Annotated in this window: 14 protein-coding genes; 2 read left to right on the forward strand and 12 right to left on the reverse strand. The window is 44.3% G+C overall.

The window, feature by feature from the left end; all coding sequences use genetic code 11:
• Window positions 1–111: 111 nt before the first annotated feature.
• From pgk to MKS91_RS02505, 5 genes are read right to left on the reverse strand one after another with little or no spacing between them, the layout of a single operon-like run.
• Window positions 112–1,236 carry a phosphoglycerate kinase gene (gene pgk, locus MKS91_RS02485; protein WP_258569263.1) on the reverse strand — a complete coding sequence of 375 codons (1,125 nt, stop codon included), beginning with the start codon at window positions 1,234–1,236 and terminating at the stop codon, window positions 112–114.
• On the reverse strand, window positions 1,233–3,155 hold the full coding sequence (locus MKS91_RS02490; RefSeq protein ID WP_258569264.1) for a transketolase family protein: 1,923 nt from the start codon (window positions 3,153–3,155) through the stop codon (window positions 1,233–1,235). The genes pgk and MKS91_RS02490 overlap by 4 nt, the downstream gene beginning before the upstream one ends.
• Complete coding sequence (gene polA, locus MKS91_RS02495) at window positions 3,118–5,682, reverse strand: DNA polymerase I (RefSeq protein ID WP_258569265.1); 2,565 nt, start codon at window positions 5,680–5,682, stop codon at window positions 3,118–3,120. Before polA ends, MKS91_RS02490 begins: the two co-directional genes overlap by 38 nt.
• Before the next feature lie 9 nt (window positions 5,683–5,691).
• The gene (locus tag MKS91_RS02500) at window positions 5,692–7,098 is read right to left on the reverse strand and encodes a TrkH family potassium uptake protein (RefSeq protein ID WP_258569266.1); all 1,407 of its coding nucleotides are present in this window, start codon (window positions 7,096–7,098) and stop codon (window positions 5,692–5,694) included.
• Complete coding sequence (locus MKS91_RS02505) at window positions 7,095–7,409, reverse strand: YqfO family protein (RefSeq protein WP_258569267.1); 315 nt, start codon at window positions 7,407–7,409, stop codon at window positions 7,095–7,097. The genes MKS91_RS02500 and MKS91_RS02505 overlap by 4 nt, the downstream gene beginning before the upstream one ends.
• Before the next feature lie 116 nt (window positions 7,410–7,525).
• On the opposite strand from MKS91_RS02505, the gene MKS91_RS02510 reads away from it, so the two are divergent.
• Window positions 7,526–8,053, forward strand: a complete 528-nt coding sequence (locus MKS91_RS02510) for a hypothetical protein (RefSeq protein ID WP_258569268.1) — start codon at window positions 7,526–7,528, stop codon at window positions 8,051–8,053.
• On the opposite strand, the gene MKS91_RS02515 is transcribed toward MKS91_RS02510, so the two are convergent.
• From MKS91_RS02515 to MKS91_RS02540, 6 genes are all read right to left on the reverse strand, one after another.
• Entirely contained in the window at window positions 8,050–8,238 is a 189-nt protein-coding gene (locus tag MKS91_RS02515; RefSeq protein ID WP_258569269.1) for a hypothetical protein, read from the reverse strand. The genes MKS91_RS02510 and MKS91_RS02515 overlap by 4 nt on opposite strands.
• Before the next feature lie 58 nt (window positions 8,239–8,296).
• The gene (locus tag MKS91_RS02520) at window positions 8,297–8,692 is read right to left on the reverse strand and encodes a DUF1841 family protein (protein WP_258569270.1); all 396 of its coding nucleotides are present in this window, start codon (window positions 8,690–8,692) and stop codon (window positions 8,297–8,299) included.
• A complete protein-coding gene (nth, locus tag MKS91_RS02525; RefSeq protein ID WP_258569271.1) occupies window positions 8,682–9,320 on the reverse strand; it encodes an endonuclease III in 639 nt (212 codons plus the stop codon). Before nth ends, MKS91_RS02520 begins: the two co-directional genes overlap by 11 nt.
• The gene (locus MKS91_RS02530; RefSeq protein ID WP_258569272.1) at window positions 9,307–9,873 is read right to left on the reverse strand and encodes an RnfABCDGE type electron transport complex subunit B; all 567 of its coding nucleotides are present in this window, start codon (window positions 9,871–9,873) and stop codon (window positions 9,307–9,309) included. The genes nth and MKS91_RS02530 overlap by 14 nt, the downstream gene beginning before the upstream one ends.
• Before the next feature lie 6 nt (window positions 9,874–9,879).
• Window positions 9,880–11,484: a methionine--tRNA ligase gene (gene metG / locus MKS91_RS02535; protein WP_258569273.1), complete on the reverse strand. Its 1,605-nt coding sequence runs from the start codon at window positions 11,482–11,484 to the stop codon at window positions 9,880–9,882.
• 67 nt (window positions 11,485–11,551) lie between these two features.
• A complete protein-coding gene (locus MKS91_RS02540) occupies window positions 11,552–11,962 on the reverse strand; it encodes a hypothetical protein (RefSeq protein WP_258569274.1) in 411 nt (136 codons plus the stop codon).
• Between the two features lie 137 nt (window positions 11,963–12,099).
• On the opposite strand from MKS91_RS02540, the gene MKS91_RS02545 reads away from it, so the two are divergent.
• Window positions 12,100–12,549, forward strand: a complete 450-nt coding sequence (locus MKS91_RS02545) for a hypothetical protein (RefSeq protein ID WP_258569275.1) — start codon at window positions 12,100–12,102, stop codon at window positions 12,547–12,549.
• Between the two features lie 56 nt (window positions 12,550–12,605).
• Here the strand turns inward: MKS91_RS02545 and MKS91_RS02550 are convergent, their stop codons facing one another.
• The gene (locus MKS91_RS02550) at window positions 12,606–13,439 is read right to left on the reverse strand and encodes a DUF4389 domain-containing protein (protein ID WP_258569276.1); all 834 of its coding nucleotides are present in this window, start codon (window positions 13,437–13,439) and stop codon (window positions 12,606–12,608) included.
• Window positions 13,440–13,495: the final 56 nt, after the last annotated feature.

The following is a 13,495-nucleotide window of genomic DNA, read 5'->3' on the forward strand; positions in this document are numbered from 1 at the left end:
CAATTTTATACGCAAAGAATAGCAGAAAACCTGCCAATATTATCAACAAATAGTCCGACATTCCAATCTCCTTACCTGATGTTATCACAACCTTACACAATCACCAACGGGTTATTGAGATTCAAACAAGAAAGATTTCATAGACTCCCCTCGTGTTAAATACGCCATCTCAAGCGTACTCCCTTCAACAACATATGAAAATTTATCTAACAGTGACAGCCTATTTGCTGTCACAATACTGTCTCGACCAATAATGGCTGTTTTTAAAACACTCTGAGACAATGCTTGCAGCAATAACTCGCTGCAAACAGAAAATCGTGGATCCAAATGACGCCCCATCCCACCAGACACAACCACCATCTCGACATCAGAATCCTCGACATGTTCTAATATTCGCATTCTTGACTTTGACCCTAAATCATAAAACTTTTCCCCAGCATCAAGATCTTGAAACAAACAAATTCTGTTACGCTGAGACTCAACCGAATAAGCAACCACATCTACAGGGTACAACACCTTCACCTTTTCTTTTTTAAACAGCGCCAGTGTCTGGAATACATCATCATAGAGTGACTTTAATAGTGGCGGCTCTGCCCCCATCATCACAGAAGCCACTTCACTACCTACAGCAACAAAGGAAAGCTGATGCACCAAAGACCTGGCCAAGCGCAACTGCCATGATACAGACTCTCCCCCAAGAATCAAACCAACCCTAGATGAACGCATTGCTGCATTAAAACCCTCTAAATTCTGCAAACCGAGCCCTAATGTTTGTGGGCTTTGTGACAACAACAAACCTCGAGAAGAGGCATAGTTTGCATCCAGATGATGCAATGTGTCATGTACCACAACATCAACATTTTCGTGTAACTCCCCAACATAGCTAGGATCACAAAGAATATCCCTTGAATCTTTAAACGGATTCTCTAAAACATATAGTCGCCCAAGCTTCATGGAAACATTGAACAATGATGGCAACCAGGTTACCTGGGTATCAAAACGCTCCATCAATAAGGGCAGCAACCCATGACAGCTCTTTGCTGGATCTAACAACACTGGCCCAAGAGGCGCAAGCACACAGACGCTACAGCCGTTTTCTAACAGTACTGCAATTGATGGGAGAATCTGCTCTACCATAAAAGGAAATTGCCTTGCACGATCAAGATTCACCCTAAGCAACACACGCTTTCTGATAATGCGCTGAATATCCGACAAATCTGAGTGAGACGCCATCATGCCCGCTCCTGCTCTAGCTCAAACAGGATCCTTTCGACAATAGCAGGGACTGTTAGGCCAAAGTGCTGATATAAATCACTTGCTTTTGCAGATGCCCCAAATGCATCCACACCAAAAATATTCTGTGGGGGCGCTAAATCATACCAAGACATACTAGAGCCGGCCTCAATCACAAAACAACGGTCTCTACCATGAACCAGCAACTGCTCTAAATTCTGGTTATCAGCCTTCCGGCATGGAACAGAGACGACATTGCAGAACACCTGTTTTTTATCTAAAACTTCCGCCACCTTAACTGCTATCGCAACCTCCGAGCCTGTTGCCACTAGAGTCATCACTGCGTGATCCGTTTGCTTTCTAAAGTAAGCCCCTTGTTGAACTGCACTAAAATCATCAACCGACGGCAGTACGTCAACACTTTGCCTACTTAGCGCCAAAACTGTTGGCCCCTGATGCCTTAATGCTGCTAACCACGCTGCTACCGTTTCCTGTAAATTACATGGCCGCCAAACTTGAACATTGGGTGTTGCCCGGCATATCAATAAGTGCTCCACTGGCTGATGTGTTGGACCATCTTCTCCCAAGCCAATAGAGTCATGCGTTAACACATAAATGACCTGTTGCTTCATCATAGCCGCCATCCTCAAGGCGTTCCTACCATAATCCACAAACGTTAAAAATGTTGAAACAAGTGGCAAATACCCCGATAACGCCAGACCATTGGCTATTGCAAACATCGCAAACTCTCTAACCCCATAAGCAACATAAGCATGTTGAGGCTGATGCTCATTCATAAGACCTGGAGCGGCCTGCGTTAAATTAGAGGCTGCCAAATCAGCAGATCCAGCTACCAACATCCGCAGTTTTGCACTAACAGCTTTTTGCACAAGTGATGAACACACGCGAGTTGATAGCGAACGGTCCTCTTGTTCCCCCAGCCAACTTAGCAAATAATCGGCCACATCTTCATCTTGTGGCAACGCCCAGGTTGTATCATAATTAACAGCCCGCATATCCCACTGCTGCAATAGCTCATCAGGTATAACAAAAGGCGCATGAGGCCAATCTAAATCTAATCGCATTTGAGAAATTGCCTCTTGGGTTAAAGGCTGCCCATGTGACTTAGCCGTTCCTTCTACAGAACGAGCTCCTTTGCCGATCGTTGTTTTCATTTGAATAAATGTTGGCTTTTTTGCCTGCCGTGCTTCTAGCAACGCCCGACGAATATCACCAAAGTTATGACCATCAACATTCTTAATCACGTGAAAACCATACCCCTCGAAACGCTTTAGGACGTCATTTTCAAACCAAGGGGTAATTTTGCCATCAATTGAGATGCCGTTATCATCCCAAATAACCGTTAAACCTTGTTGTAACAATTTGGGCGCCAAAGAAGCAGCCTCATGGCTAATCCCCTCCATCAAACAACCATCACCGACAAAGCAAAATGTATGATAATTGATTTTATCTTGGCCATACAAAGACTGCCCCCTTTGCGCAGCTAGAGCCATACCAACAGCATTGGCCAACCCCTGGCCTAAAGGCCCCGTAGTCACCTCCACACCTTTGCCCACATCATGCTCAGGGTGACCTGCGCAATCCGACCCTAATTGCCTAAAGGTTTTTAACTCCTCGATAGTCCATGGATAACCACTCAAGTACAATGCTGCATACAACAACATTGAACCATGCCCGTTAGACAAAACCACCCTATCTCTATTTGCCCATGATGGATGATTTGGCGAATGGCGCAATACATCTCGATACAAAACTGTCATGACATCAGCAAGACCTAAAGGCATTCCCGGATGCCCAGACTGTGCTTCAGAAATTGCATCTACCGCCAAAAAACGGATGCAATCCGCTAAGCGTTGTTCCTTATTAATGGGCCACCTCCCAGTTCTCTCCTTCCGACACATTTACCACCAATGGTACCTTTAATTCAAGCACATTTTGCATCAACGTCGTCACATGTTCCTGAAACGCCCCAACGTCCATTTCTTTGACTTCAAATACCAATTCATCATGTACTTGCAATACCATTTTGTAATCAAATTGGTCTGATCTTGTTGCAATGGCAATCATGGCAAGCTTGATAATATCAGCAGCCGATCCTTGCATGGGTGCATTAATCGCAGCCCTAAGGGCGGCTTGCTTTTCAATTGACTGGTGCGACTGAGCCCCCTGAGCCTTGAGACGTCTACCTAAGATTGTCTCCACATACCCTTTTTCTTCAGCTTGTGCACGAATAGTTGACATATACGTTAACACACCGGGATACTGCTCAAAGTATTTATCAATCACCTCTTGAGCCTCAGATCTAGATATACCCAATTGCTTCGACAAACCAAAAGCACTCATGCCGTATATCAACCCAAAGTTCACCGCTTTAGCGCGCCGGCGCATTTCTTGAGACACATCAGCAAGGCGCACCCCTTCAACCTTTGCTGCTGTTGCAGAATGCACATCTTGGTTGTTTTGAAACGCCTCTATCAGCGAATGATCTCCTGAATAATGTGCCATAATTCTTAATTCAATTTGAGAATAGTCTGCAGAAACAATTTTGTAGCCATTTGATGGGATAAAAGCACTTCTTATCCGCCGCCCCTCATCTGTGCGAATAGGTATATTTTGTAAATTGGGGTTAGTGGAAGACAAACGCCCAGTCACTGTCACAGCTTGATTGAATATCCCATGAATACGCCCTGTTTCTGAAACCTGTTTTACCAAACCTTCTGCATATGTTGAATAAATCTTACTGAGTGAGCGGTGACGCAACAGCAATGGCACCAAAGCATGTTGTCCAGACAACTCTGCTAAGGTTGATTCAGCCGTAGATGGCTCACCGCCGGGTGTTTTCTCAATAACGGGTAGCTTCAGCTGCTCAAAAAGTATCTGCCTTATTTGCTTTGGTGAGGAAAGATTAAAAGAAACACCAATCAGCGCATGCGCTTGAGCCTCAATTTCATCTAAAGAAGCCTTTAACTCTTTTGCATAATTTTGCAACAAATGATCATCCACCAAAATGCCTTCCTGCTCCATATTGGCAAGAATATTCAACACTGGCATTTCTATATCGTTAAAAACATGACTACACGTCTTATTCCCCCTAATCTCCTTAGAAATTAACGGATACAACTGACCAACATTCCAGCTTTCTTTTGCTAGCGCTTCTGATATAGCATCTTCTTTTTTCACCACGGCTGCTTTGTCTAAATAGCGCATTTGCAGCAGCTCAAGCGACACCACAGAACTACTATCCAAGACATAACCCGCTACCTGCAAATCATAAACCCTCCCTCTGCAGGCCTGCCCCAACAAGGCCCAATAGTTTAGCAACATTTTTGCATCGAAAGTGACGATCTCCACAGCCTCTAATGCTGGCATCAATTCTTGCCACAAACTATCCATATCTAGGTGTTCAGCGTCTAGCACAAAACACTGGTCTCGAACTTGAAGCGCAAAGACTGTTAGCATGGACCTTGGTGTGTATGATTTAGGCTTAGATGCCATTAAAACCACGAACGGCGCTTGTGAGACCTTGTCTCTTATCCCTGCCAACAGCCGCTGTTTCCGTACAATTGAAAAAGACACCTCTTCACCAACAGACAGCTCACTCAACCACCTCTTAAAGCCGAACTTCTTATACAAAGCCTGCAACCTAGGGGCATTCACGCCTTGGCCAACAACCTCATCAATTGACTGACAGACCTCTAAATCATCAACCAATGAAACCAGCTGAACCGATAAATCAATCTCTCCCAAATGCTGTCGAAACGTTTCTCCAACCTTCCCCTTGAGCTGGTCTCGTGACGCTTTAATGCCCTCAATCGAGCCATACTCACACAACCATTTTGCGGCCGTTTTAGGCCCTACGCCGGGAACACCTGGCACATTATCCGAACGATCCCCCATTAACGCCAAATAATCGCGAATTTGCTCTGGCAAAACCCCGAACTTATCTTGGACGCCCTGAACATCAAGTAGTTTGTTGTGCATGGTATTAATTAAATGCACATTCTCAGACACCAGCTGCGCCAAATCCTTATCTAGCGTTGAGATAAGCACCCGCTTTGATCCACAGCGCTTGGCAAAAGAAGCAATCACATCATCTGCTTCATAGCCTTGATGAATAATCAATGGAAACCCTAAAGCCACAATCACTTCGTGCAACAGTGGAATCTGGACAACCAAATCATCTGGAGCCTGGCCTCGATCGGCTTTATATCCATCATATATTTCATGCCGAAATGTCCCACCTTTAGGATCAAAAACCACAATAATTTTTGCATCCGGACAATCTTTTTCTAACCGCTTGATCATATTAATCACGCCATAAATAGCGCCTGTAGGAATCCCATCCTTATTAACTAGCGGTGGTAGCGCATGAAATGCTCTAAATAAATAGGAAGACCCATCCACCAAAATAACATCATATTCTTTCATTTTACATCATCATTTTATCTGCCAAAACTGCGGCATGAACAACACCAAAAACACGGCCATTTCAACCCTGCCCAGCAACATAATACACGAGACTCCTAGCTTTTGTATCCCCGTCAAATCGCCCGGGCTTAAAGCCTGAGTTGATGCGCCAACATTGGTTACTGTCGCACAAAGCCAACCAAATGCCAAGTCAATTGGCATACCTGTTGAAACCAAAAAAAACAGGCCTAACAACATTGTGCATAAAAACAAGAATATATAGCCCCGAATGCTCGAAACATACGTGCCTGATAATGCGCGTCCATCAACAAATACCGTTTTAACAATATTGGGCTGAATACACCGCAATAAAAAAAACTTTGCCTCTTGCATCAACACATAAAAGCGAACTATCTTAATCCCCCCGGCCGTTGATCCTGCAGCGCCCCCCACCAAGCCCAACACCATAAAAAACAAAGCCAGAAACGGCGATGACAAATGCAGCTCTGTCTCAAACCCCGTCGTCGTTGCAAATGCAACCACATCAAATACTGTTCTAGCGATACTTTCATTAGCTGATAATAGTGCACAAAACATATATCCAATCCCCACAAGCAGCAACAGTCCTCGGACTTCCGAGCAACGAAAATACGCCTGTTTAACCCAGCGATACAGCACTTGGTAGTGGACATGAAAACCTACCGCCCCCAACAACATAAACACAATGGCAACCCATTGCTGTGTTGCAGTAACCTCTCCAACCATTCCAATGACTGAAAACCCTCCTGTTGAGACCGTCGCCATCGCTTCTAGCATCGCATAATATAGTGGCACCCCTCCCAGCATGTAGCATAGCGAACAAGCACTCCAAAACACGCCGTAAATAAAACACACAGACCGAGCGGTACTTTTCAGCCTGGGGGTTACCCTTACATCACGAACGTCCGAGCCATACTCCCCATAATAAACTGACAGCAAGGCCCCCTCATGCAGCGCCAACAGCGACAGCATCAGTATAATAATCCCTGCGCCACCAATCCATTCAAGTTGCTGCCGATACCACAATAGCGCTTTTGGCCATTCCTGAATGCTACCGACAAACTCAATGCCTGTTGTGGTTAATGCTGACACCGACTCAACCCAAGCAGTACTATAGTGAGTAGAACCATACATCAGAAACGGAATGCTTGAGACCAAAGACACACCCAACCAGGTTAACACCACAACCAACGAGCCATTGCCCGTATCACCAGCCATGGCGCCAAAAACCCAACGCACCATGCCCAAGAACGACCCAAAAAAGAACAGCAAGCCGACAAACAACCATGCTTGCTCGTATTCTTGATAATACATTGCGACACCCGCAGGAACCACCCATGACACCATATAAGCCTGAACAATCATGGCGCTTAACGAGACTGCGCCACCAAGGCTCACGTGATATCCTCAAGTTGCGTCACCTCAAACACCGCCTCTTCATAAGGGTGTGCAAGCTTTAAGGCCGCTATTGCTGATTCAAGAAAATCGTCTTGAACCAAAACCTCAACACGGTATTCCTCGACCCTTTCCAGCCGACCTGCCTTGCCCAAAAAGGGCTCAGCGCCTTCACACGGCCGATACTCTCCCTTTCCAAGAACATACCAAAGACAGTGCTCATACTGCCCTACGCGTCCTGCACCAGTAGACAATACCGCCGTCTTTACTTCAGAAAAATGTGAAGGTGGTACAAAAAACACCATTTTATACATCAAAGCAATCCTTTAAACTACTTTTAATCTACGTGAGATAACGCTTCTTTTCAAGCCGCACTTTACACCTTACAAAATAATGTTATGATATCCGTATAATTCATCAGGATTAAATAATGGAACTATATATAAAATTAAACTGCTTTGGACTAATAGCCCTATCCACTCTTGCTTTTAGCGCCAGCACGCCATCCACACCCGTCAATATTAATAATGACACTGCCTGTACGTTTACGCTTCATGCACTGTCCAACCGGACCTCTATGCTGTCGCTGCCTAAAACGATCGGGCCGTACTCTCTTTCTCAAGGTCATATTGAGTTTTCAGGCAGTATATTTAGCACGAACAACCAATCCTCTAAAGGCGAATACTTAGCACTATGCCCGAATAGCAAACACGCCTTAACCCTAAAGTTTTATATTGGCCAAGTCCCTCACACCAATGAATATGATTACTTTTTTGATATGGAGCCTTCAACCAACCCCCTACCTCCATTTTTACTACTACCATCAAGCCAACAATTCATTCGAAACCATAGCCCTGTGAATATTCGATTTATTGACCAAAACAGCCCCGACATTACCATAAAAGAGCCCCCCTCAGACGAAGAAGACCAAGACACCGGCCAGGATTCAGCACATTAGCGAAAAAATTTCCGATATAGTGCAAAACCTAGCCCTACACCCAGCATCAACGCAACAAAATCTGCGAATCCTCCAAAAATAATGGTCAAAAGCGCCATGATGCCCGCTATGGCCATTACGGTCGGCACATCCATTTCATCGATAACCTTAAACAAAGGTGCCAATTTCTCTTTCAGGTCTTGCATGATGCATCTCCTCTTTTTTATCCATACCATTTTAGCACAGAAACAAGCACTGACAGAATTATTTTGCCAATACTTTATCTATTGCTCCCAGATACGCTGCTTCAGATGGCGCCTCACCATAAGAATATGACGATTCCAGCATCCCAATCAGCACCTCAAGCACCAACTGTTTCGTACGCTCATGACCATAAGCCCGCACGCCCTCAGAGTATATGGCTCTAATTCCCTGAGGACGATCAAGCTTGATTTGATCATTCAACGCCATATGTGCCCCCAAAACAATATAAGGGTTTCTACCCCCGCTAACAGAGATGCCCTGCTCTGTCATATTCTCAACATATTCTGGATACTCTACCAAAACAGCCAAAACCTCTTTCTCAAAAGCCTTTAGCGGCTGCTTGCTTAAATGCTTGCACCAGACTTGGTAAAAAATTTCCCGATGATTATGCTTCATACACTTTATCCGGAAACTCACAAAGCTCAGCGATGGGACACTGTGAGCACTTTGGCTTTCTTGCAACACAGGTATATCGTCCAAGCTGTATCAACCATTGGTGCAGATCTTTTTTATACGCCTCAGGAACCACTTTTAATAAGCACAATTCAACTTTAAGCGGTGTCTCGCCTTTGGCCAATCCGGATCTATTACAAACACGGAAAATATGGGTGTCCACCGCAATAGTTGCGTGCCCAAATAGCTCATTTAATACCACATTCGCTGTTTTTCGCCCAACGCCTGGCAGCGCCTCCAAGCCAACCCTAGTTCTTGGCACCAACCCTTGATATTCCTCTTGCAATATATGGCTAAGCTTCATAACATTTTTTGCTTTAGTATGATACAGGCCTATACTTTTAATAGCGTTTTTTAGATCTTTTTCCCCAAAGTCTATCATCTGTTGTGGATCGGATACCTCTGAAAACAAGCCCTTTGTTGCTTTATTAACACCAATATCTGTAGCCTGAGCCGATAACAGTACAGCAATAAGCAACTGAAATTCTGTTTCATAATTTAGCTCTATCCTTGCACCTTGATAAACCTCCTGAAGCATTTCAAGCATTTGTACCCTTTTAAGTTGATTCACTCCCATCCTCCTTTAGAAGTCCTAAAATATCTGCCTGCAGGTCATGTATTGATTTTTTATACAGCTTCTTAGGCTGTAGTTTTTGTTGGTTTTTCTCATGCATATTCCGATACTCCTGCGCCAAATCTAACGCTGTCTCATGCGATGCTGCATCCAACCCCATCACAATACAGTCTACTGGGCAATAAGCCACACACAAACCACAACCCGTACAATCTGAACCCAAAACAAAATGATTGCGCTTGGGCGCTCCAATAATAGCACCTGTTGGGCAAGGTTTAATACACTTTGTACAACCAATACAAACACTCTGATCAATTTCCGCCAGCTGAGGCGGCTGAAACCTACGCCTTACTTTGTCGCGATCTCCCTGGCGATCCAACAACAGGGATAGCTTCTCTAAAACAACCTCGCCACCCGGAGCGCATAAATCAATACTTTCACCACTTACTATCGCTTCTGCATAAGGACGACATCCCTTATAACCACACTCTTCACACTGGGTTTGTGGCAACACTCCTAGAACAGCCTCTAAGCTGGGCGCTTGGTTCATATTTTATTACTCAAAAGCCACATCCTCTTTCACCACGCGACTTAACAGATGCCCAAACTTATTGACTTTCATACCCACAAATGGGTCAAGCTGGAGCACCGGCTGTGACTCCCCCATTGCCTCAGCAACTTTTTCGGCAGTATTTGGGATAATTGGTGCCAGTAAATATACCAAGTAACGAAACGCAGCCAACGCGGTGGTTGCAACTAACAGTAACTGCTCCTGATCCCCTTCCTTAGCAAGAACCCAGGGTTTATGGTGGTCAACATATTGATTGGTTTCATCACAAAGCTCCATGACCAAGCGACAAACTTGAGCCAAATTGACCGCCTGATAAGACGCCATAATCTCTTCGTGGCGTGAAATCAACGTTTGCCAAAAATCTTCATCAACCCGACTTCCCAAACAGCCCTCATGATACTTATGAACAAACCCTTGACTACGACTGCCAATATTTGCTAACTTCCCCACCAAATCAGCATTTACCTTCAAGACAAAGTCTTGCCAATCCAAGTCTACATCGGCAACGGTTGTCGACAACCGCGATGCAAAGTAATACCGGAGCATATCTGCTGGCAATTTAGCCAAATAATCACGGGTTGAAACAAAGCGGCCCCTTGACTTAGACATTTTGTCACCCGCCAACGTAAGAAAACCATGCACATGCAACTTTGACGGCGCTTTTAAGCCCGCTTTCTTTAAAACAGCCGGCCAAAAAACACCATGAAAGCAAACAATATCCTTACCAATAAAGTGCTCAATATTCAAGTCATTCCAAACATCAAATATCGCCTGCGGCTCAGCGAGGCCGAGCGTGGCGCCTAAGGCGCTTAAATACCCAAAAGGAGCGTCTAACCACACATAAAAATACTTATTGGGCTGATTGGGTATTTCAATACCAAAGTATGGCGCATCACGGGTAATATCCCAATCCTGCAGCCCTTCAACAAACCACTCGCCAAGCTTGTTTTTCACTGACTCTTGAATATCAGACCCAGATAGCCATTGCTCAACACTGCCTTGCTCTGAAGACAGTCGAAAGAAATCATGTAACGACTCTTTCCATACAGGAGAGGTATTTGACATAATTGACACTGGTGACTTCAGGTCTTTAATCGCATACGTTTTGCCACAAACCTCACAATGATCACCATATTGGTCTTGAGCACCACATTTTGGACACTCTCCCTTAATATACCTATCTGGCAGAAACATCTCTTGATCCACATCATATGCTTGCTGAATGCTTTTTTGTACAATCATGTTCCCTTGATTTAACCGATGATACACCTGGTGAACTATTTGCGTATTCAGCATGGAGTGAGTGGTATGATAGCCGTCAAAAGATATCGCAAAACCCCTAACATCTTGCACATGCTCCTTATAAAACTGGCCTATCAGCTGCTCCGGAGAGATGCCCTGCTTCATCGCATTGAGCATAATTGGTGTCCCATGGGCATCATCCCCGCAAACAAAGGTAACGTCAATATTTTGCATCCGCAAAGACCGAACATAGCAATCCACCTGGACCATGCCCATTATATGCCCTAAATGCAACATGCCATTTGCATAGGGCAATGCATAAGTTACCACTCTTTTGTTATTCGTCATATTCTTCCTCAACGCTTAATCAATCAACTACTGACCCACCCTTTAGGTTATACTGCCTACCACCAAACTATTCAAGAAAAACCAGCTTAAACAACTCTCCAGCTTCACCCAAATAAAACAGAAACAGCAATAACAATGCCGTAAGAACGCTTCTCACCACGCAATAGTCCGAATGGACGCTCCTTTCTCGGTACAACAAACCATCATGAAGCAAACCATACACGTACCCCCAAAAAAAACAGAGAAATGCCTGTCCATACACCAGGACCAACAAGCTGGTTACAACAGGGTATCCCATAGCCAAAATTCGTAGCCATTCTGATTGGGACAACTGAAACTGCATCCCTGCAATAAACGCCAGGACTATTAAGGGATACACCCCAATAACCCAGCCATAAACATGCACAGGAACTGGCACTGCCAACACCAACACAAAAGGCAGCAATCCACCACCCATCCATAACAGCCGACGACTCATACCCTTCTCATTTATAGACCAAACCCAGTTTAAAATATTTCAACCACTGAAACAATCTACAATTTGTTCACTTCCAAAGGTTTTTGTTGACATTGACGCTTACTGAAGATACTTTAGTAAAAAATTCAGGAAAAATAATGTATAAAAAGCACTTATTGGGGCTCGCATTAATCGCCCCCCTTGCCTTTGCAACCAACCGGTTAAACTTTGGCGCAAGTATTGAAGTAGCCGCCCAACAAAGCTCCGGGCAAACTTCTCCAGAAGTTGCTATTGGCTTGTTCGCCTCCAACGAGGCACCTTGGGTTATTGGCTCATATCACTATACAGTGACCACAACGTATGCCCTCTTTTTTGAGGAAGCTGACTCTAAAATACACATAGGCGCTGAAATTGGTGGTGACACTCGCGCGATGCTCGCCATATTGCGCTCTGACAAGTATGGGGGTTATAGCATAGGGATTAACCATAGACTGGCCAATATTGACAATACTTGGATCAATGGCAAACTGTCATGCATGAAAATTGGTGGTGAGCCCAATTTTAGAGCATCTCTTGGCGCATCTCGGACCTTTTTCTCAGAATCTTAGAAAAATACGTAACAATAAAAAAGGGCCGCATGGCCCTTTTTATCATTGACGCCTCCTTACCGTCTTAAAAATATCATATTTGGATACTTGTCTGTAACCAGCAACAAAGCATACGCCGCGATACGGAGATAGAAATTAATCACCGCAACATGGTATCGGTGTATCCATCTCGGCATCTTGCCCGTAACCAGTATCAAGAAATAGGTTAATGGCACCAGCGCAAAGCTCACCGTTAGACATACCAAGTATATAGCCAGATACGGTAGCACCAACAACCACTTCACCAATGGCATAAACCTGTTAAGGTTCTCATGCGATGGGTTTGGGAGTGCTAGCTTAATAACACTGTCTTCCTCTTCTAAGCTGGGATACTTATCCGTTAAGAACAAAGCATAGCAATAAATCCTTAGCACGAATGACTGTAATGACTTGTTCCAGTGAAACCACCAGCTAGGATATTTTTTCCTAAACAATAATGTCATTGCAACTGCTAGGTTTACCACATACATAAACCACAAGCTAAATGCCACCAATGGCACAAACAAGAAATAAGCACCCAGTATGGCTGCATAAGAATATAACGTTGCCTCTCCCGAATTGCTTGTTAAGGAACTCCAAGAAAATTTTTCGCTTACCATCTCATAACCATTAATCGCAACGGCTGTTAGATCATAATACGCAACATCTTTTGCCTCGATAACGTTACCACGTCGATCATAAGACACCTCCTCTGTTACCACGTCGTGTACACGAAATGGATTAAAAGAGTGATTGGGCACAATCATTAACAACATAGCCACAATAACCGGCAATGCCAATAATGGCCTCAAAAACACACTTAAGCGACTGTGCCGCTCCTGATATGGAATATTTACATTTACTTCGCTCATAGCAATCTCCTCTGTTAAAGCACACTTGTTATAGGTCAAAAATATTATTTGACAGG

The organism is Candidatus Synchoanobacter obligatus (assembly GCF_024259865.1).
GTDB classification, from domain to species: Bacteria; Pseudomonadota; Gammaproteobacteria; order Comchoanobacterales; family Comchoanobacteraceae; genus Synchoanobacter; species Synchoanobacter obligatus.